Genomic DNA, 18,569 nt, shown 5'->3' with positions numbered 1-18,569 from the left:
TGTTCAGAAATAAAACCGAGCTGGCAAGATTAATAACCGAAGGGCCTGTTTACCGTGCATGGTTAGCCTGGAGAGCCTGGCCATCGTGGTTGTCCTGTGCACAGTACTGTCGGTGCTCTCCTACCGCTTCGGTCTGCTGACCGCCAGCGGCTCGGCCGCCTCCTTCCTCGTGGGCATGGCCATCGGCGGCCTGGGCTCGATCGGATGGCTTCTGACCCTCGTGGTCTTCGTGTTCATGGGCTTCGCGGTCACCAAGTTCCGCTTCCAGATCAAGGAGAGCAAGGGCCTCCAAGAAGGAAAGAAGGGCGAGCGGACATACCGCAACGTCCTGGCCAATGGGCTGGCTCCGGCGCTGGTGGCGATCATAGCCTTCGCCAGCGGAACCCAGGATTCGACCTTAGCGGTCATCGCCTACATCTCGTCGGTGGCGGTGGCCGCAGCAGATACCACGGCCAGCGAACTCGGGGTGCTATCCGACCGCACTTACCTCATCACCACCGGGCAGCGTGTCCCTCCGGGGACCGACGGGGGGGTTTCGCTCATGGGCACCTTCTGGTGCATCGTAGCCTCGGGGGTGGCGTCCTACACTGGCTGGCTGGTCATCTTCCACCAGCCTTTCGATCCTCTAGTGCTCATCCCGACAGCAATGGGCGTGGCCGGATGCATGGTGGACAGCCTCATCGGAGCGACCCTGGAGAGGCGGGGGGTGGTGGGCAAGCTGCATGTCAACTTCATGTCCATGGCCTTCGGGAGCGTGGCCGCGGTCGCCCTATATCTGCTCCTGTGACCCCGGGACCGTCAATGATAGCAATCCTTTTATACATGGGGCCTATTCGGAGAGTTGGTGTGACGGCCACAGCGGCGGGGATACACCCGGTCCCATTCGAACCCGGAAGTTAAGCCCGCCTGCGTTCCATGCTGTACTGCGGTGCGCGAGCCCGCGGGAACCATGGAACGCTGTCAGCCACTTTTTCCTCTCCATTAACAAAAATCACTAACTGTATCGCAAATTGTTTTTACACCCCATAATAATTGTTCCGCAGCAGGGTGCTCAACATGGACATATCCCTGGAGATTGTCTTGCTCATCGCCGCCGTGGCCTTCGCGGCCGTGGTGGGCTTCCTAGAGCTCAGGTTCCTGAGGGGACGCAAGCAGGTCAAGATGGACGCGGCCATCGAGCGCGACGATGCCTACAACGCCGTATGCACCACCAAGGCGGTTGCTGAGTCCCTTCGCCAGAACGGAAGGGACACCACTGAGGCCGACCTCCTCATCTACAAGGCGCAGAGCGCCTATGAGCGGAGGGAGTTCCTCGACGCTACTGATATGGCGAAGAGAGCGAGGAACATCCTCATGAACTGCAAGGAAAAGGACCTCATCTCCATGCCCTCCCCCGACCCCGTAAAGGCAGGGAAGGAGAGCATCGAGGTGCCCGCCAATCAGGTCAAGAAAATGCCTGCCAACTATCTGGAGTCGAAGTTCATCATCGATTCCGTGCGTGACGGCATACCCGGTGCCTGTGACGAGGCCAAGGTCGAATCCACCCTGTGCCTGGACCGGGCCCAGGCATGCTTCGACGCCGAGGACTACGACGGAGCATTGAAGGAGGCCATGAAGGCTAAGCGCCTGCTCGCTCCCATCGCTCCGGCGGCGGGGAAGAGCTACCCGTCCACGGTGGTCAAGCTCGCTCCTCCGACCAAGATCCCGGTGGCCGAGGGGCCGGGGATCAGGTGCTGCCCCTCCTGCAGGATCGAGGCTTTGCCCGACGACATGTTCTGCCGGAAGTGCGGGACCCGCCTCGGCAGCTGAATTCCGAAGGGTTGCCCAGACCCTAGGGCGTGGATTTCGACGAGCGCCGTTGGTCCCGCTCGTATCCTATTTATACGCCACGCGGTATGTTCCGGCCGTACCACATGTTGCTGGTAAAGCTGGGCGGCAGCGTCATCACCGACAAGATGAACTACAGGGTCCTGCGGGAAGGCATCCTGAAAAGACTGGCAGAGGAGATAGCTGGTTCGGGGGAGACGACGGTGGTCGTTCACGGGGCTGGCTCGTTCGGCCATGTCGTAGCCGCCAAGCACCGCATCCAGAACGGATACGAGGACGCATCTCAGCTTATGGGAGCGGCCCAGGTGCTGGAGGATGTCAGGGTGCTGAACCTGGCGGTGACCTCGGCCCTCGTCCGGAGCGGGGTTCCCGCTGTCTCCCTGCCCCCGTCAGCGCTGGTGAGGCTCTCCGGGGGCGTGTTGGAGAGCCTGGACGTCGACGCCTTCCGCCGATACCTGGCACTAGGGATAGCACCGGTGACCTTCGGGGACGTGGCCCTCGACGTCAAGCGCGGCTTCGGCATCTGCTCGGGGGACCAGCTTATGGAGGTCCTGGCCCGAGAGCTCTCTCCCCGGCGCATCATCTTCTGCTCCGATGTCGACGGGGTGTTCAGCAGCGACCCGCGGTGCGACCCCTCGGCCCGCATGTACGAGGTGGTGGATCGCTCCGTTCTGGACGCGCTGCCGCGGACCCAGCACTGTGCCGATGTCACCGGCAGCATCTATGGGAAGATCGAGACCATGCTGAGGATCGCCGCCCACGGCGGCGGCTCGATGGTCATCAACGGCATGGTGCCCGGCCGGCTGGCCGCGGCGATGAGGGGCGAAGAGGTCGTGGGCACAAGGGTGGTGGTTTAAGGTGAAAGGGATCGAGCAGAGGAAAGCTGAGCATATCCAGGTATCGCTGGAGGAGGACGTGGCATCGGCCCACGACTACTGGAACGACGTCAACCTGGTGCACGAGGCCCTGCCCGAGGTCGACCTGGAGGAAGTGGACACCTCCACCGTCCTGTTCGGCCGAAAGCTCGCCTGCCCCCTGATGGTCACCGCCATCACCGGCGGCCATCCCCTGGCGGAGAAGATTAACCGCAACCTGGCGGAGGCCTGCGCGAATCTGCGCATCGGGCTCGGCGTAGGAAGCCAGCGCCCTGCCCTGGAGAAGGGGGCAAGGAAGAGCTATGAGGTCATCAAGGACTACGACGTCCCTCTGAAGGTCGGCAATATCGGGGCTCCCCAGCTAATTCCTCAGAAGCGGAAGCGGGCCTTCGGCCCGGACGATGCCCGCAAAGCCATCGATATGATCGACGCGGACCTTCTGGCCATCCATCTTAACTTCCTGCAGGAGATCGCGCAGCCGGAGGGCGACACCAAGGCCAGGGGCTGCTATGACGGCATCCGTTCGCTATCGCGGGAGCTCCCCATCCTGATCAAGGAGACCGGGGCGGGCATCTCGAGGGGGGTCGCTATGCGCTTGAAGGGCATCGGCGTGCGGGGCCTCGATGTCGCGGGTGCGGGAGGCACCAGCTTCTCCAAGGTCGAGGGACGGAGAGCCACCCGGCAGGGAGATTGTAGATGCGAGCGCATCGCCGCCACCTTCGCCGAGTGGGGCATCCCCGCACCGGTGTCGGTCATGTGGGCCGATGTCGGCCTGCCCATCATCGCCAGCGGGGGCATCGAGAACGGGCTCCAGGCGGCCAAGGGGATCGCCGTCGGCGCGGACTGCGCGGGATTGGCCCGGGCGGTCCTGAGGGAGGCGATGGACTCTCCCAAGGCGGTTGAGGAGAAGCTTTCCCTGATCATCGAGGAGATGAGGATCGCCATGTTCCTCACCGGGTCAAGGAACGTCAGAGAGCTGGGTAACGCTCAATACATCATCACCGGCATCACCAGAGAGTGGGCCGCTGCGGAACAGGAGATCTGATCATGGACGTGCTTAAGGAGATCACCAAGAGAGCGAAGTTGATCGATGGACAGGTCATGTCCTACCTCGAGGGTGGGGACGACATGAAGTTAATGCTGGCGGTGAGGCACTATCCCGTCGCCGGCGGGAAGCGGCTGCGGCCGATGATGGCCCAGGTGGTGGCCCAGGCGGTCGGGGGGGCGGGAGACAAGGCCATCCCCTTCGCCAGCGCGTTGGAGATCATCCACAACTTCACCCTGGTCCACGATGACGTCATGGACAACGACTCGATGCGGCGGGGACGACCCGCTGTGCACGTGCTCTTCGACGTGCCTACAGCGATCATCGCCGGGGACGCCCTCTTCGCCCGGGCCTTCGAGATCATCACCGACGCGGATATCCCGCCGAAGCACATCAACCGCCTGGTCCGGATGACCGCCCACACCGTGTGGCTGATCGCCGAGGGACAGCAGGAGGACATGGACCTGGAGAACATCCCGGTGGACCGGGTGGCTCTGGACGACTACCAGAAGATGATCTACAAGAAGACCGCGGTGCTGTTCGAGTGTGCCGCCGAGGGTGGGGCACTCATCGGCGGAGGGACCGAAGAGCAGATTGCCCGCATGAAGGATTACGCCAGGCTCATGGGCATGGGCTTCCAGGTGTGGGATGACATCCTCGCCCTGACTGGAGACGAGAAGCAGCTCGGCAAGCCAGTGGGGAACGACATCCGCAACGGCAAGCGGACGCTCATCGTCCTGCATGCCCTGCACACCATGGACCCCAAGGACCCCCGCCGCGCCACTCTGATGAGGGCGCTGGGGAACGACAAGGCGACCGCGGAGGAGATCTCGGCGGCGATCCAGGTGCTGCACGATTGCGGCGCGATCGACTATGCCAAGAGAACCGCGGCCGACTACGCGGCCAAGGCCAAGGAGCAGCTGGAGTGCCTGCCCCCGACCTTTGAGCGGGAGTTCCTCAGCGGGATCATAGACTTCGCGGTGGGCCGCAAGGTTTGAGCTAGCAGCTGATCCCTTCGGCGGTGAGGCGGAAATCGGCCTCTAGGCCTTCGGGCAGGTGGCGGGCCTTCATCAGGACCGCCCTCCTCCTCCCTCCGGAGCGGACCTTGTCCACCCGGACGATGAGCTTGGCGTTGTGGTGCAAGGCGTGGCCACCCAGCGCCTCGAAGGTCCCCGTCTCCACGTCTGTGTATACCTGCGAGGTGACGATGACCGGCAGCGCCTTCTCCCGGGCGAGGTTGGTGAGCTTGGTGGTCTGCCCGGCCAGCGATTTACGGTCGGCGCGGTCCTCCTCCTGGCTGGTCAGCCGGTAGTGCATGCTGATGGAGTCGATGATGATCATCCCGACATCCACATTGCCCTGGGCCAGCTTGATGGCCTTGTCCACCATCCTCTCCTGCTCGTCAAAGCTGCCGATGTTGGAGAACAGGATGTTCTTGGCCACCGCCTCGAAATCAGGTCCGGAGATCTGCCTAAGGCGGTCGATGGAGACCCCCTCGGTGTCTAGGTAAACGACCTTCTTCCCTGCCCTGGCCACATCCCGGGCGAGGAGCAGGCACAGCGTGGTCTTGCCAGTACCCGCCTCTCCGTAGAGCAGGGTCAAGCACCCCGCCTCCACTCCGCCGTCCAGCATGGCGTCGAGGCTGCCGCACCCGAATGGGAGTTTGTCCATGGTTGTAAAAAATGATTCAATTATGATAATCTTTCTCTACTAACGGGGGCAGAGGACAGGATGCTTCCTCCCGGCCCTTAAAACCGAGCAGCGCCGCTCCGCTCAGGACGATCAGGGCCGCGAGGAGCAGGAGGGCAGCATCGTAGGAGCCGGTGACGGCAACGATCGTTCCCACCGAGACCGGTCCCAGGGCACCCAAGCCATTGGAAACGCCGTTCTCGATCCCAGCCGCCGAGCATGTCAGCCAGGAAACGCAACAGCCCTGCAGGAGGGTCGCCACGTTCGGCCCCAGTATGGCTACGAAGAAGAACATGGCAGAAAGAGCGAGTATCGTCTCCACCTTTCCGGTCAGGAACACCAGCGACAGCATCATCACCGCCCCGGCCATCAGGAAGGAGATGGTCACCAGGGACCTTCGACCGGTCCGGTCGCTGAGGAACGAGCCCGCCAACAGGCCCCCTATATATCCGACGTAGGGGATCGCTGCGGCCCATACCAGCTCATCGGACGAGAAACCCCGGGCCATGATCATGAAGGTCGGCAACCACATGGTCAATCCCTAAAAGGCGATGGACCACAGGGAATGGCTGAGGATGAGAAAGAACGGGCCCTTGATGCGCACCGCCTGCCGGAGCTGGGAGGAGGCGTAGCGCACGTTGTCCTTCAGTGTCTCCGGTTCGCACTTGGCCGGCCCCTCCGGGGAGTCCCTGAGCCACAGGACAATGGGTACCAGCAGGACGAAGCCCAGCGCCCCCAGGACGATGAACATCAGGTTCCATGATGCAGCCATCATCAGCGGGATGAGCAGCAAGGGCGACAGAATATTGGCCAGGGCAATGGCCGAGTAGTACATGGCGTTCGTCCTCGACCTTCGCCGCGGGGGCGTCCATGCCTGGGTGATCTTTCCCGCCGCCGGGAAGACTACCCCCTGAGCCAGGCCAAGGGCGGTTCGGAGCAGCACGAACGCCGCAAACGCCATGCCCACCACTCCCATCAACGCGGTCACCGCGGACCACAACAGCACGGCCAGGGGGCTGAGGAAGACGTTGGAGAGGCCATACTCCAACAGGAATACGCCCATGAGGACGCCACCCAGACTCCCTATCTGCTCCGGAGATCAATCGTAGTCCACGGCGATGAAGGGCAGGGCAACGGAGATGGACACCCGGGCGAGGTAGGCCGCGAGCACGGTCATGAACAGGATGGCTCCTATCCTGACCTCTATCTTCCTTCGCCCCTCATTCACTTCCATCGCTCTACTGGTCTTGGACCTCGGCCCTTTTATGGTTCCCGGTGCAGCTTACGGTTAATCGCAATGAATGGCTAGGACGAGGCGCGGTCATCCTCCTCATGGAAGCTTGCGAGATTCATCAGGGTTCGACAGAGGGACAGACGACAGGCCTGTTTCCCCATCAGGTTGTACGCGGGGGACAGGAGAGATTCCTGGAAGATGCCCGCATGTGCATGGCCCATCGAACGCACCTACTGGCCCATGCCCCCACAGGACTGGGGAAGACGGCGGTGGCCCTCACCGCAGCGGTGGAGACCGCATTAGCCTCCGACGGTGTGGTCCTATTCCTCACCTCCCGGCAGAGCCAGCATGCCATCGCCGTGGAGACTGCTCGGGGAATATGGAGGAAGAAGCGGATCGGAGTGGTGGATATCATCGCCCGGGAGGACATGTGCCTAGCACAGAAGGACGGAGCGAGCGTTCCGTGCGCCCGGGGGCGCCGCTGCTTCTTCTCCCGTCGGCAAGAAGGCGGGAACGACGTCCTCCTCGACTATCCTCTCAACATCCAGGAGGCGATGCGCTCCTGCCTGCGGGCTGGGCAGTGCCCCCACCAGGAGGCCATGCGCGCCGCAGCCGAGGCCCATGTGATCATAGGGGACTACAACCAGATGTTCGGCCGCGGCCCCAACATCCTGCAGCGGCTGGGCCGCCGGGAGTCGGACGCCATCCTGGTCATCGACGAGGCCCACAACCTCCCGGCGAGGGTCATGGGGGCGGGCAGCGGGAGCGTGAGCGCGTTAGCCCTGTCACACGCTCGTGACCTACCCGCCCTGAGGCACTTCACCGAGGATGTGGACATCCTCGCCGAGGTGTTCCGCGACCTGGCTCGCCGGGATCCCGAGCGTATCGCCGGAGAGGACCTGGACCGGCCCCTCAAGGAGGCGTGCGGGGTCGACGCCGGCGGCCTGGCCGAGGAGATCGAGACCGCCGTGGGAGAGGGCAGCGAGGTCAGCAGCCTCATCGACTTCCTCCACGCCTGGAGCGCTCCCGACGACGTCACCGTCCGATACCTGGACGGGGAGCCGGCCAGGCTCAGGGTCAGCCTCATCGACCCCTCTCCGGTCACCGCGCCGGTGCTAGCCAGAGTTCGGAGTTCGCTCATCATGAGCGGGACGCTCCACCCCCCGGAGATGTTCGCCGAGCTCCTGGGAGCGCGCAACGCCGTCTGCCGCAGCTACCCCTCGCCCTTCCCCCAGGAGAACCGCCTGGTGCTCGCCTCCGGCCGAGTGTCGTCCAGGTATCGGTGCCGGGGTCAGACGATGTACGCATCCATTGCCGAGGAGATCGCCCGGAGCGCGGACAAGGTACCGGGAAACGTCGCGGCGTTCTTCCCGTCTTACGAACTCCTCGGACAGGTGGAAGGGTACCTCGCGGCGATGGTGGGCGACCGGCGGATCCTCGCCGAGCGCCGGGAGCACGGGAAGAACGAGAAGGAAGCCCTGGTGCACCAGCTCCGGGAGGGAAGGAACCTGCTGCTGGGCACGATGGGGGGCTCGCTCTCCGAAGGGGTGGACTTCCGGGACAACCTGCTGGGGGCGGTGTTCATCGTCGGCCTTCCTCTGGCCCCACCGTCCCGAGAGATGGAGGGTATGCTCCACCGAATGGAAGGAAAGTACGGCACGAAGAAGGCGAATCTCTATGTCCAAGTGTACCCTGCGATCTCTAAGGTGCTGCAGGCCGCGGGCCGGGCCATCCGGTCGGGGACGGATCGGGCGACCATCGTGCTCCTCGACGATCGCTATTACCTTCCTCAGGTGCGGAGGGCTTTCCCCCAAGACTTCATCATCTCGCCGGAGCAAGAGATCCCCGAGAAGATCGGCGCGTTCTATATCCAGACATGAACGTCCGCCTTTCTCTCAATATATTATATTGTAATTAATATCAAAATGTTTATATCTATATGTCACCTCCGATAAAATGGATATGAGGGAATCGATCGTTCATTCAGAGGACGGGCTGAGCCTGATCCAATACGTCATCGTGGTGGTGGGAGGGCTAACGCTGTTCATCACCCTGCTGGAGTGACCGGCGCGCCGAAAGGGGGGATGTGCCGCGGGCCGCCTGCGGCCAGATCATGCGGACGTCGGCGTGAGGCAGGAAGGGAGGCCGCGGCCGCCTGAGCGACGGCCGCGTGCGTCCAATCATTGCAATCCTTATCTATCCTCAGGCTATCTCCGGGGACCATGGAGATCATTCGCCGGGGAGCCGAGGCCGAGATCAGGCGCGGATGCTGGCTGGGACGCGATGTCATCATCAAGAGCAGGGTGCCCAAGGCCTACCGCCACGCCGACCTTGATCGCTCTCTGCGTGCTTCCCGCACCCGCAACGAGGCTCGTCTCATGCATGATGCCAGAGAGTTGGGCGTGCCCACGCCCATCCTCTACGACATCGACGCCGTCGCCGCCGAGATCACCATGGAGGAGATCAAGGGGCCGCGGGTGAAGGACGAGCTGGACACCGCCGACGGAGCGCGGGCCGCGGAACTGTGCCGGGAGATCGGTCGGCTCATCGCCCTTTTGCACCGCGGAGGCATCGTGCACGGCGATCTCACCACCTCCAACATGATCCTGGCCGAGGACAGGATGTGGTTCATCGACTTCTCGCTCGGGAGCCGGGGGGCCATGGTGGAGGAGATGGGCGTTGACCTGCACCTGCTGAAGGAAGCGTTCCAGTCCGCACACTCCACCCTCTTGGACCTGTTCCCGACGATCCTCGAGTCTTATGGTCAGCATTTCGACCGCGCCCCCGAGGTCATCAGAAAGATGAAGGAGATCGAGGGCCGGGGGCGGTACACGTGAGGATCAGCCTGGTCACTTCGAACCTCGGGAAGCTGCAGGAGTTCCGCTCGGCCCTTGCCTCCCTGGGCATCGAGATCGACCATTCGCAGGAGGATTGCGATGAGATCCAGGCGGACTCCCTGAACGAGGTGGTTCTATCCTGCCTTGACCAGCTGAAGAGCCGGGGAATGAGGGACATCGTCATCGACGATTCCGGACTGTTCATCCACGCGCTCAACGGCTTCCCCGGGGTGTACTCCTCGTACGCCCTTCGCACCCTCGGGATGGAGGGGGTCCTCCGCCTCCTGGAGGGCATCCAGGACCGCTCTGCGCACTTCGAGTGCTGCATCGGCGCCTCCGTCGGCGGTGAGGAGTTTACCGTCACCGGGCGGTGCGACGGGAGCATTGCCTTCGAGCCGTCCGGGCACGAAGGGTTCGGTTTCGACCCGATCTTCGTTCCGTCTGGATTTTATCGAACCTTCGCCGAAATATCCATAACCGAGAAAAATGGTATATCCCACCGCGGGAGGGCCATCCAGGCCTTCGCCGCTGAACTAAGGGGACGAATCGATGAAGCTCCAAGATAGAAGGGTCGTGGTCACCGGGTGCGCCGGGTTCATAGCCAGCCACCTGGCGGAGGAACTCCTGGCACGGGGCAACGAGGTAGTGGGCGTGGACAACCTTTCCGCCGGCAAGCGGGAGTTCATGTCCGGAATGGTCAAGAACGACAAGTTCTCGTTCGTCGAGGGGGACCTCCTAACCATGGATCTGGCTAAGGTCCTCAAGGGGGCGGAGGTGGTCTGCCATCTCGCCGCCAATCCCGACGTTCGGCTGGGGGCCAAGAATACCCACATCCACTTCGAGCAAAACATCGAGGTCACCTACCGCCTGCTGGAAGCGGGCAAGGACAACGGGATCAAGGACATCCTGTTCCCCTCGACATCCACCGTTTACGGGGAGACGGAAGTCATACCAACGCCCGAGGACTACGGTCCCCTGCTGCCCATATCGGTGTACGGGGCGTCCAAACTCGCCTGCGAGGCCATGATCTCGTCTTACTGCCACACCTTCGACCAGAACGCGGTCATCTACCGCTTCGCCAACGTCGTAGGCACGCGGTCGACGCATAACGTCCTGCATGACTTTATCCGCAAGCTTAGGGAGAACCCCCACCAGCTCGAGATCCTCGGAGCGGAGCCGGGGACCTCGAAGTCGTACGTGCACGTCAAGGACTGCGTCCGCGGGATGGTCGCCGGTGCCGAAGGCGCGAGGGATCAGGTCGAGGTGTTCAATATCGGCTCCCGGGATTGGATGACGGTCAAGGACATCGCCGACATCGTGGTTGAGGAGATGGACCTGCCCGAGGTGGAGTACAAGTGGACCGGCGGGGTCAAGGGCGGCCGGGGTTGGGTCGGCGACGTGAAGAAGATGCTGCTGTCCGTCGATCGGCTGGAGGCCAGGGGCTGGGAGCCGAGACTCAACAGCCGGGAAGCGATCCGCCGGGCGGTGCAGGAGATACTGGCCTAGAGGGACCCGAGCACGCCGCCGGAGATCGTCTTACCGGTCACGTCAATGCTCACCAGATAGGAGGAGAGCATTGTCCAGTTGCCGTCGGCGGTGGTCGGCTCGGACTTCGCCGGCAGGCCGCCGGCATAGGGGAACCCCGTGGTGTCGATGACCAGCCAGTAGCCGCTGGCGTCGGTCAGGTAGGTCATCCTGTACTCGGACGTCTCCAGGCCGTAGAAGGAGGCGAGGGATTGCTTGGCCTTCAGCAGGTCCCCGGCGGTCGAGCCGATGTACACTGTGGGGAAGGCGTGCTCCTGGATGATGTTTACGCGGGATGTCCCGCCGAGGGCGCTGATCATACTGCACAGCAGGATGGCGTGGTCCTCGCAGTCCCCGGTCCCACGGCTCAGGGTCTCCGAGGCAGTCTGCCAGTAGTCGGTGGAGGTATCGGAGATATAGGCGATATTGTCCTTGACCCATTCATAGGCCCGGGCGATCTGCAGGGTGCTGTATCCTCCGGGATAGGCGTCCTCGATGCTCTGGGCCAGAGAAGCGACGACCTTGGTATCGATCCGCTCGTTCACCCGGTTATAATAGTCCTTGACGTTCAGCTCGACGTTCTGGTCCCGGGCGTAGGTCAGGGGGTCGATAGTGGCGGTGTTGGAGCTGCTGGGCATCGTCCCCGCATCGTACCAAGTCGTGCCCGCCCGGTTGGACACCGCCGCCTTCACGATGATCTGGTATTTCGCGGTGCCGGCGGAGGGCGCACCGAAGAGCAGCAGGCCCACATCTCTGGTGTCGCCCGAGACGATAGCCACGCTGCAGTTGCGCATGTAGGTCTGACCGCTCTCCGCCCACTTCAGGCCGAAGGAGTATACATACAGCGTCCCGGGGTTCATGTTCTCGATGCGAAGCTGTAGCGCGCCGCCGTAGCCGGCATAGATGTCCTCGGTGATGTTCCAGAACAGGTTGATGTTCTCGGCACTGATGGGGACCAGGGACATGTTGCCGATGAGCGACAGGTTCGAGGTCGGGGCCAGGGGGGCGGTGGGCTTGACCAGGTCCCCGTGCTGGAACCCGACAGAACTGCCAGTATCGTCGACCACCACAAGGGCGTAGTAGCTGGCGCCGATCAGAATGACCACGGTCAGGGCTACCGCGGCGAATATGCCTGCCCCCTTCATGCTATGCCTATGTCAGGTACCTTTCTTAATCCTTCGGAGGCGGTTATCAGTGGCTACCGGGTCAGATATGGCAGCAAGATTTATTGAGGGGTTCGTATTACTCGCACTCAACGGGTCTGTGGGGTAGCTTGGTCCATCCTTGGGGCTTTGGGAGCCTTAGACCCCGATTCAAATTCGGGCAGACCCACCATCAACTATATCCAGATGTTCCATAACGATTGTCAATAGAGGGGGGTCCGTGCATTATTACTGGTGTCTCCCTCCATAGGTCCTTGAGCTTCTTGCTGGCTACGCCGCGTTCTATTTTGTTGTAGAACTTCAGCGTATTGTTCGGATCCAAATGCCTCAATTGGGCCGACATGGGTATGATCCGGCTCATGTCACCGTTCACGGTGATGGTTGTCAAGGTTGAGCGGAGGTCCTTGAGCTTGAACTCCACTCCCGAAAGAACCTCGACCTTGTGTTTAATCTGGTTGAATCGGTTTGCAGAGTAGAACCCCTTCTCGCTAATAGTGTTTGGAAAGAGGGCCACGGCAGAACTGACGCCCCTAGCTCGTAGATGGGTAGCTCGCTCTCGGACGTACCGCTCGATCAGGGGCAGCATGTCTTCACGGATGATGTCGACCGTCTCCGGGCTTGCCCAGTTGCCCAGACCTTTGGGTTTACGGATAAAAAGGGTCCGCTTCTTGAGGTTAAGATCCTCAAAGTGGGCTTCTCTCAGCTCCGAAGGTCGCTGTCCGGTGCCGAAGTATAGTGCAAGCATCCCCCGGGCGACAGAGCCGGTCCAACCCTTCAGCTCATAAAGGCATCCAAAGACGGCAATGAGCTCATCTTGTGACAAAGCCCTGATCGGCTTCTTGTGGGTTTTGGGCATTCTTACACCTTCGATCTTCATATCCTCAATCACATGGTTCTTGTAGAATGCTAGATACCTCTTCAAACGACCCATCTGCTTGGTCTGAAAGTTTGGGTCAGCCTTACGCAGTTCGACCATATATTCCTGAATGTCGGCGCGGGTGAGGTGCCGAGGGTCGGTGGACTTGATGCGACCTTGCGCTTTCAGTTCTTCGAGGTTTCTAGCAATCTGCTCCAACTTCCTTCGCTCCTCTTTCATAGTAGTTTCTGGGTTCCAAGTTCCTTTTCTGCTCTCGATGTACGGATCGATGCCCCCGCGGAAGGGGTACCTTCCTAATCGCAGGGAATCGACCTCCTTGTCGGCACTATTGAGGCGACTCCTTCGTGCACGAGGTTTCGCCTCACCTGCCATATCGGAAGACGCCCTATTAGCATCATAGGTAGCGAGCGCGGAGATTTGCTCACCAACCTGTTAACCTGTTAATTAAGGCTGTTAATACGACATCTGGCACCTCATTAACAAGTTGAGGGCACGACCTGTTGGAGAACCTATTAATCCAGTTACTAGAACCTATTTGGCCCCTCATTGGGCCCCCGTCGAAGAAGGCTCGATTTTCTTGACCTCCCTCTTCGAGATTACTATCATCCGCTCCTGTTCGCGATATCTAGTGAGGTCAGCCTTAGGCCTGTCGAGCACCTTGAGCCCCTTAGCGTCAAAATCCTTCTCTAGCTCGTAGCGGTAACATTGATAGACATAAGTGCCGCGGCTTCGCAGGGGGGCGATAATGCGGGGCAGGTGGATGCCCAACGCAATGCCCCCCTTCGGCCAGTTCTTATCCTTGGTCTCGATGTTGCAGATCTTAGGGATGTTCCTACTGGGATCGTTGATCCAATCATGTAATTCCGTTGCCGTGCCGATAAAGCCACATAGAGAGGCGACATGCTCGATAGCGACAGCCAGCGGGTCGCCCTCCATCGCGTCCGAGTCCCTCCGCTCGATGACTCCCTTAAACATCTTCTCAAATGATTCTTCTCCACCTGCGGAGTCATTCGCCATCGCTTTGTTGATGGCCATCATCCAAAGGTAAGCGTCCTTGAGGCGAGGGCTCCAGCCCTTGCGGGCTTTGAGCCCCTCATGGATCGGTATCGCCTTAACTAGCAGGTCCAGGGCGGCACCGAACGCGTAGGGCATGAGGTTCGCGATCTCGTAGTCGACCTCTTCCTGGCCCAGGCGCTGCTCCTCTGCCACTACCTCACAATTGTAGATGATAGTGCGGTCTAGTAAATCAGGGCGGACGCCACTCTCTAAGCCGATTGCATTGAGGACTATCTGGGTGTGGTAGCTGCGACTGTTCTCATCGTTGTTCGTGAACAGCGCTCGCCTTGACGATGAACCGCGGGACGCCCTTGTGAGGGTATCAGAGAGGTTGGCCGTTATTCTTGAAATGTTGTCGTAGGCGGCGACACATCTCTTCGACAAATGAAGGTCGAGGTCATCGACCTTTGCGGGCAGCGAATCGCGATTATCGCTGCCGGGATCCACAGTCGCCTTGAATATGTCCGTCCCGGTACTCTTGGTCGAGCCTTGCGGGCCTAAGAAGAAGGCATAATAGAGGAGGATGCGAGGCACTAGTGATATGATAATGTGAGCCTTGAGCAGCCTCCTCGACTCTTCCGAAACGTTGACAAGCCTGACCAGGTCATCCAGTGCTTCCGGCCTACCGGAGATGGGCATTACTTGGGGTCGCATCTTGTCGAAGCGCCGGAACATCACTGGTGGGTCGTCCACAATCTCCCAGCCCTCTGCGGTGATGCGGACGGCCCGCCATTGATCGTCGCATAAATCGTAGAAGAATGCTCCATCGTGCTCGCCTTTTCGGATGTAGACCTCCCGCTCCTCCCCCTCGAACCTTGCGAGGACCGAAACAGTATCGATGGCCTGATTCAGCGGATCTTTCTTCGGGGCCCTACCAGTCTTCTTAACCGCGCGATACTTTATCCAGTCCGAAAAGTCCTGCTCGCAGATGGCCTTTACCTCGTGGTGATTGCCCTCCCACACACGAACGAAAGGCATGTTGGCGGCGTTGTGGAAGAACTCCGCCTGTCCGCCCTGCTTCGCCAGGCGGATGAGCGAATCGACCTGCTCGGCCGTGTGATCGACGATACCCTTCATCGAGCCATTGGCCTTTCCCTTGGCCACTCTCGATGTCAGTACCAGCCCGTATTTCTGTTGGGCAGCCTTCAAGGCCTCCTTGAACTTCTCTCCGTTCAGGCCGCCCCGCACGCTCTCGCTACACTCGATGATCTTCTCCTGAATGGCGATGGCGTGCATCGGCCCGCCTCCGGTGCTGTGCCGGAAGCAATGCCAGACGTTCTTATCCAGGTCGATGGTAAAGTTCGAGCCCGTCTCACTACCGTGCCAGGGGCACGGCCCTTGGTACTTATGTCCGTGCCGTGTGAGCTTGTCGAGCGGGACGATTTTCTCGATCCGCAGCTGATCGAGGTCGTCCCCGCCCTCGGGGACGTGTCTTTTCATGTCCTCCGGAGTGTCCATCTCTGGCGGAGGTAAAAAGTCCTGGAGAGCAGCAAGCAGCTGCTCGGCGGCAATTTCGGTTATGGGTAGGTCCTTAACGATCTCGTATTTCCGCCCGGTCCGGTGCGTGCTGCCTGGACCGATGACCTGCTTCCCTGTGGATTGAACGTCCCCGCCCTCGCCCTTCTTGGCGCCTGGGACCTCTAGCCTGATTGGGTTAGGTAGATCCGGGCACCAGTAGTAATAGTGAAAACCTCCAGCACCATCCCTGCCCGATTTGACGGTGAAGGTTTTCGGCAGCCTCTCATCGACAGTCGCGGCGACCTCTGGATAATCGGCGTCGATGACGATCAGCCCGTGACCGCACAGGACGCCGTAGTTGCCTCCGTCGGCGATGTGCTTCGCTAACTGGAGGGAATTAAAGGGGTATGCGTTCTCCCATTCATTCCAGCCGTTTCCCATAGCTTCCTTACCGTTGGCGGGCTGCCCGTTCGGTTTGATCTCCCCCACCCTGCGGACTCTTACGAACCTGATCCGCAAGTCTCGCAGCCTCTCGGGGATGGGGGGTGCCACCTTCATCTCGATGCCCGTGGAAGCCCCTAGAGTGGCGATGGGGGCATCCCCTACCTCCGGCACATTGGAGGTCAGCTTCTCGGTCTCCGCCGCCGAGATGTCGATCTTCTCGGCCTTCCCTCCGAGAATCAGCGCACGGGCGGTGTTGTCCGGCAGCCGCACTAGATCCTCCTTCCTCAGAAGCCTATCTTTCCCGTTGCTATCGCGGATACTTGGCAGGTCCTCAGGGATCCCCACAGTAACCTCATGGATCTCAACGCCCTTGCTGGCCCTCAATAGTTGATCCTTGAAAGCGAGAGCCTTGGTCTTCGGATGCTCGACGAGCTCTCCGCGCTCCTTCAACCTGGTCGCCATCTTCTGAATCTGCGCCGCATCAGTCCCCTCCAACCTGCGGAGATCCTTCATCGTGGTTCCCGGGTGAGCATCCAGGTAGGCTCTGAGGTTACCAACCTGATCAAACACGGAACCACCACCTGATCTTGTCAATCACTTTCAGAATGTGGTCTTCCTGAATGACGAGGAAACCTCGATACTCATCTACTGTTGAGGATTGATAGGATGGCAAGCAGATCTCTCCCCTCTCACCCAATCGTTCAAGAAGAGCATTGATCTCACGAAGGGCTTTGGGGGTAGCTCGGCAGAAGATAAAGCTAATCGGTTTAAGCTCAGATGGGGCCTCTGAGGACTTGGTTGAGGAAGCCTGCATGCCTATGGCTCCCTCCCGGGGTCGCCCCCATCATACCTCGAGCCGTTGTTTTCCTCAGGCACGATGTATAATCGGCCGAGGCTGGCCCGATGATAGATTATCCTGGTGCCTGGGATGCGCTCGATGGCGTGCAGGATCTCAGGCATCCTGGAGATGTCAGTCTGAACTAAAATTGCCAGATTCCCGCGCGATTCGTGGACTAAAACTGAACCTCGAGAATCGATATTATTAAATTCGGTTGTTACTTTGTTCGTACCGGTCTCAGACAAGTTGGTTGCCTCCAGTTTGTTTCGGACCATCCAGCAGGATCGTTGATACTCGTCGCCAAACGTTGGTAGCAACGATTCTGCTGGACTATCCCAGGCTTCTCTCTGTCTTAACCTTGTATTCGGTTATTTTTAATTTAAAAGTCGAGCACCGTCCCGGTACAATAACTTACTCATCTCATTCAACATGGTCTTAGATTATACGCCATGATGAGACAATATGATCGAAGTTCCTTGGAGGAATTCTAAGGCAATAACTCTTGCATATGCATGTTAATGAAAATGATGGGCGATTGCGACTATAGGGCCATCTTCAAGCCGCGACTCAGGTACTTAAGGCCCCGGTTCCCTGGCTTCGGTGTGGGCGATGCGCTCGGGCCCGGAGTCTGGAGAGATACTGCGGTGGCGCCGTTTCGGGAGATCAGGGGGCGGACTAGAAAAGTCCATCGTCTCCAGGCACTCCGATCGCTGCCAGTTCATGGAGGCGGCTGAGGCGGTCATCCCTCCCTGAGCCGTGGAAGTCATGTGCCGCCGGGCCCCATTACACCTCTCCCGGCGGGAGACCAAGCTCGATGCAAGAATGGAGCTTGGGTATATTAAATTTTAGCCTTTATGGGAAATAGTCGTACATTTGTCCTCACGCTTATCTTCCTGATCGATGATGTACTTGAGAGGCATCCGATCATGACTTACGCACGTGAGGCCGTGGAGCAATACCGACCATGGTTAGGAGTATCGAGCAATCTACCATTCTGTGGTGAACTTGACCACATCCAGAATCAATGGCGACAGCGGTGCCTGATATTCGTCACCCTAGTCGTGCCCGTCGGCTTGCTCGGCGTGTTTCCCCTAGACCTCAGTTCGACCCAACTCGCCGTCGTTATTATCTTGGGCCAGGTGGGGGCCAGGAAGACCTACCATCTCAGCGTTCACGTGGATCCCAAGATCAATGCTATGCTACTCTTGGAAAAGAGACGCACTGGAATGACCATATCCGAGATAGTGGAGAAGATCTTCAGGGAGTACCAGAGACGGCGAGAAGGTAAGGGCCCCTTAGCATGAGATTTATTATTACTTCTGAGATCTTTCGATCTAGGGACCTAGGCAATCGAGCCGAGGATGAAAACGCAACGATCTCGCTCCGAGCTACATACTAGAGTTACTTGTTCTCTCTCTTATCTATCTCTAAAACTCAATAGCACCCCCCTGTTGCGTTTTGCGTTTTTGCTGGCTCAATTTATAATCCGCAAACAAGATATTTTTGATATTTACCGATAACCCAGGTTTAGGTTACCCGGCTCGGAACCCAAGGCAAACCCAATTACTCTTCCTGAGGTGTCAACCAGAGATCGATCCGCTTGGTTTGATCTTGGTTTCAAACCAAGCAACGAGCTCGGAACCAAGAAAACGATGATCGATCCGGTTTGGTTTTAGGTTGGTTTTCAAACCTAAATCGAACC

19 protein-coding genes, 1 tRNA gene and 1 rRNA gene are annotated in these 18,569 nt (G+C 59.8%); 13 read left to right on the top strand and 8 right to left on the bottom strand.

Going from position 1 to position 18,569, the window contains the following annotated elements:
• Positions 1 to 58 precede the first annotated feature (58 nt).
• The 6 genes from SA339_07260 to SA339_07235 all read left to right on the top strand — a co-directional run bounded on the left by SA339_07260 (position 59) and on the right by SA339_07235 (position 4,745).
• A complete protein-coding gene (locus SA339_07260) occupies positions 59 to 787 on the top strand; it encodes a DUF92 domain-containing protein (GenBank protein MDW5563008.1) in 729 nt (242 codons plus the stop codon).
• A 58-nt stretch (positions 788 to 845) separates the two neighbouring features.
• A 5S ribosomal RNA gene (rrf, locus tag SA339_07255) occupies positions 846 to 966 on the top strand.
• 90 nt (positions 967 to 1,056) lie between these two features.
• Entirely contained in the window at positions 1,057 to 1,809 is a 753-nt protein-coding gene (locus SA339_07250) for a hypothetical protein (GenBank protein ID MDW5563007.1), read from the top strand.
• Between the two features lie 104 nt (positions 1,810 to 1,913).
• Positions 1,914 to 2,684 carry an isopentenyl phosphate kinase gene (locus tag SA339_07245; protein MDW5563006.1) on the top strand — a complete coding sequence of 257 codons (771 nt, stop codon included), beginning with the start codon at positions 1,914 to 1,916 and terminating at the stop codon, positions 2,682 to 2,684.
• Between the two features lies 1 nt (position 2,685).
• Complete coding sequence (gene fni / locus SA339_07240) at positions 2,686 to 3,747, top strand: type 2 isopentenyl-diphosphate Delta-isomerase (protein MDW5563005.1); 1,062 nt, start codon at positions 2,686 to 2,688, stop codon at positions 3,745 to 3,747.
• A 2-nt stretch (positions 3,748 to 3,749) separates the two neighbouring features.
• The gene (locus SA339_07235) at positions 3,750 to 4,745 is read left to right on the top strand and encodes a polyprenyl synthetase family protein (protein ID MDW5563004.1); all 996 of its coding nucleotides are present in this window, start codon (positions 3,750 to 3,752) and stop codon (positions 4,743 to 4,745) included.
• Position 4,746: 1 nt separating this feature from the next.
• On the opposite strand, the gene radB is transcribed toward SA339_07235, so the two are convergent.
• The 4 genes from radB to SA339_07215 are packed head-to-tail and all read right to left on the bottom strand — an operon-like array spanning position 4,747 to position 6,670.
• A complete protein-coding gene (radB, locus tag SA339_07230) occupies positions 4,747 to 5,418 on the bottom strand; it encodes a DNA repair and recombination protein RadB (protein MDW5563003.1) in 672 nt (223 codons plus the stop codon).
• A 16-nt stretch (positions 5,419 to 5,434) separates the two neighbouring features.
• Positions 5,435 to 5,968, bottom strand: coding sequence for a hypothetical protein (locus SA339_07225; GenBank protein ID MDW5563002.1), 534 nt, complete (start codon positions 5,966 to 5,968; stop codon positions 5,435 to 5,437).
• 9 nt (positions 5,969 to 5,977) lie between these two features.
• Entirely contained in the window at positions 5,978 to 6,499 is a 522-nt protein-coding gene (locus SA339_07220; protein ID MDW5563001.1) for an MFS transporter, read from the bottom strand.
• A 36-nt stretch (positions 6,500 to 6,535) separates the two neighbouring features.
• Complete coding sequence (locus SA339_07215) at positions 6,536 to 6,670, bottom strand: hypothetical protein (protein ID MDW5563000.1); 135 nt, start codon at positions 6,668 to 6,670, stop codon at positions 6,536 to 6,538.
• 41 nt (positions 6,671 to 6,711) lie between these two features.
• Here SA339_07215 and SA339_07210 point away from each other — a divergent pair, with 41 nt between their 5' ends.
• From SA339_07210 to SA339_07195, 4 genes are all read left to right on the top strand, one after another.
• Positions 6,712 to 8,550, top strand: coding sequence for an ATP-dependent DNA helicase (locus SA339_07210; GenBank protein MDW5562999.1), 1,839 nt, complete (start codon positions 6,712 to 6,714; stop codon positions 8,548 to 8,550).
• Between the two features lie 342 nt (positions 8,551 to 8,892).
• A complete protein-coding gene (locus SA339_07205; GenBank protein ID MDW5562998.1) occupies positions 8,893 to 9,507 on the top strand; it encodes a KEOPS complex kinase/ATPase Bud32 in 615 nt (204 codons plus the stop codon).
• Positions 9,504 to 10,073, top strand: coding sequence for an RdgB/HAM1 family non-canonical purine NTP pyrophosphatase (rdgB, locus tag SA339_07200; protein ID MDW5562997.1), 570 nt, complete (start codon positions 9,504 to 9,506; stop codon positions 10,071 to 10,073). Before SA339_07205 ends, rdgB begins: the two co-directional genes overlap by 4 nt.
• Complete coding sequence (locus SA339_07195) at positions 10,057 to 11,013, top strand: NAD-dependent epimerase/dehydratase family protein (GenBank protein ID MDW5562996.1); 957 nt, start codon at positions 10,057 to 10,059, stop codon at positions 11,011 to 11,013. The genes rdgB and SA339_07195 overlap by 17 nt, the downstream gene beginning before the upstream one ends.
• Here the strand turns inward: SA339_07195 and SA339_07190 are convergent.
• Positions 11,010 to 12,176: a transglutaminase family protein gene (locus tag SA339_07190; protein MDW5562995.1), complete on the bottom strand. Its 1,167-nt coding sequence runs from the start codon at positions 12,174 to 12,176 to the stop codon at positions 11,010 to 11,012. The two genes, SA339_07195 and SA339_07190, sit on opposite strands and share 4 nt — an antisense overlap.
• 112 nt (positions 12,177 to 12,288) lie before the next feature.
• Here SA339_07190 and SA339_07185 point away from each other — a divergent pair.
• A tRNA-Pro gene (locus SA339_07185) sits at positions 12,289 to 12,366 on the top strand.
• On the opposite strand, the gene SA339_07180 is transcribed toward SA339_07185, so the two are convergent.
• From SA339_07180 to SA339_07170, 3 genes are all read right to left on the bottom strand, one after another.
• The gene (locus tag SA339_07180; GenBank protein MDW5562994.1) at positions 12,367 to 13,443 is read right to left on the bottom strand and encodes a tyrosine-type recombinase/integrase; all 1,077 of its coding nucleotides are present in this window, start codon (positions 13,441 to 13,443) and stop codon (positions 12,367 to 12,369) included. It lies immediately after the preceding tRNA gene.
• A gap of 171 nt (positions 13,444 to 13,614) precedes the next feature.
• Positions 13,615 to 16,599, bottom strand: coding sequence for a bifunctional DNA primase/polymerase (locus SA339_07175; GenBank protein MDW5562993.1), 2,985 nt, complete (start codon positions 16,597 to 16,599; stop codon positions 13,615 to 13,617).
• 246 nt (positions 16,600 to 16,845) lie between these two features.
• Positions 16,846 to 16,989 (bottom strand): hypothetical protein, encoded by a 144-nt coding sequence (locus SA339_07170; GenBank protein MDW5562992.1) that lies wholly within the window; start codon positions 16,987 to 16,989, stop codon positions 16,846 to 16,848.
• 487 nt (positions 16,990 to 17,476) lie between these two features.
• Here SA339_07170 and SA339_07165 point away from each other — a divergent pair, with 487 nt between their 5' ends.
• Positions 17,477 to 17,620, top strand: a complete 144-nt coding sequence (locus SA339_07165; protein MDW5562991.1) for a hypothetical protein — start codon at positions 17,477 to 17,479, stop codon at positions 17,618 to 17,620.
• 173 nt (positions 17,621 to 17,793) lie between these two features.
• Positions 17,794 to 18,171, top strand: coding sequence for a hypothetical protein (locus tag SA339_07160; GenBank protein ID MDW5562990.1), 378 nt, complete (start codon positions 17,794 to 17,796; stop codon positions 18,169 to 18,171).
• Positions 18,172 to 18,569: the final 398 nt, after the last annotated feature.

Source organism: Methanomassiliicoccus sp. (assembly GCA_033485155.1).
Lineage (GTDB): Archaea > Thermoplasmatota > Thermoplasmata > Methanomassiliicoccales > Methanomassiliicoccaceae > UBA6.
Note: the sequence above shows the minus strand (reverse complement) of the source record. Positions and strands in the feature narration are given on the sequence as shown.

Bases quoted from the DNA above. Each gene is read 5' to 3' on its own strand.
- SA339_07260 (MDW5563008.1), top strand. From the start codon at position 59: ATGGTTAGCCTGGAGAGCCTGGCCATCGTGGTTGTCCTGTGCACAGTA.
- SA339_07250 (MDW5563007.1), top strand. From the start codon at position 1,057: ATGGACATATCCCTGGAGATTGTCTTGCTCATCGCCGCCGTGGCCTTC.
- SA339_07245 (MDW5563006.1), top strand. From the start codon at position 1,914: ATGTTGCTGGTAAAGCTGGGCGGCAGCGTCATCACCGACAAGATGAAC.
- SA339_07235 (MDW5563004.1), top strand. From the start codon at position 3,750: ATGGACGTGCTTAAGGAGATCACCAAGAGAGCGAAGTTGATCGATGGA.
- radB (MDW5563003.1), bottom strand. From the start codon at position 5,418: ATGGACAAACTCCCATTCGGGTGCGGCAGCCTCGACGCCATGCTGGAC.
- SA339_07225 (MDW5563002.1), bottom strand. From the start codon at position 5,968: ATGTGGTTGCCGACCTTCATGATCATGGCCCGGGGTTTCTCGTCCGAT.
- SA339_07220 (MDW5563001.1), bottom strand. From the start codon at position 6,499: ATGGGCGTATTCCTGTTGGAGTATGGCCTCTCCAACGTCTTCCTCAGC.
- SA339_07215 (MDW5563000.1), bottom strand. From the start codon at position 6,670: ATGGAAGTGAATGAGGGGCGAAGGAAGATAGAGGTCAGGATAGGAGCC.
- SA339_07205 (MDW5562998.1), top strand. From the start codon at position 8,893: ATGGAGATCATTCGCCGGGGAGCCGAGGCCGAGATCAGGCGCGGATGC.
- SA339_07195 (MDW5562996.1), top strand. From the start codon at position 10,057: ATGAAGCTCCAAGATAGAAGGGTCGTGGTCACCGGGTGCGCCGGGTTC.
- SA339_07190 (MDW5562995.1), bottom strand. From the start codon at position 12,176: ATGAAGGGGGCAGGCATATTCGCCGCGGTAGCCCTGACCGTGGTCATT.
- SA339_07180 (MDW5562994.1), bottom strand. From the start codon at position 13,443: ATGGCAGGTGAGGCGAAACCTCGTGCACGAAGGAGTCGCCTCAATAGT.
- SA339_07170 (MDW5562992.1), bottom strand. From the start codon at position 16,989: ATGCCTGAGATCCTGCACGCCATCGAGCGCATCCCAGGCACCAGGATA.
- SA339_07165 (MDW5562991.1), top strand. From the start codon at position 17,477: ATGCGCTCGGGCCCGGAGTCTGGAGAGATACTGCGGTGGCGCCGTTTC.
- SA339_07160 (MDW5562990.1), top strand. From the start codon at position 17,794: ATGACTTACGCACGTGAGGCCGTGGAGCAATACCGACCATGGTTAGGA.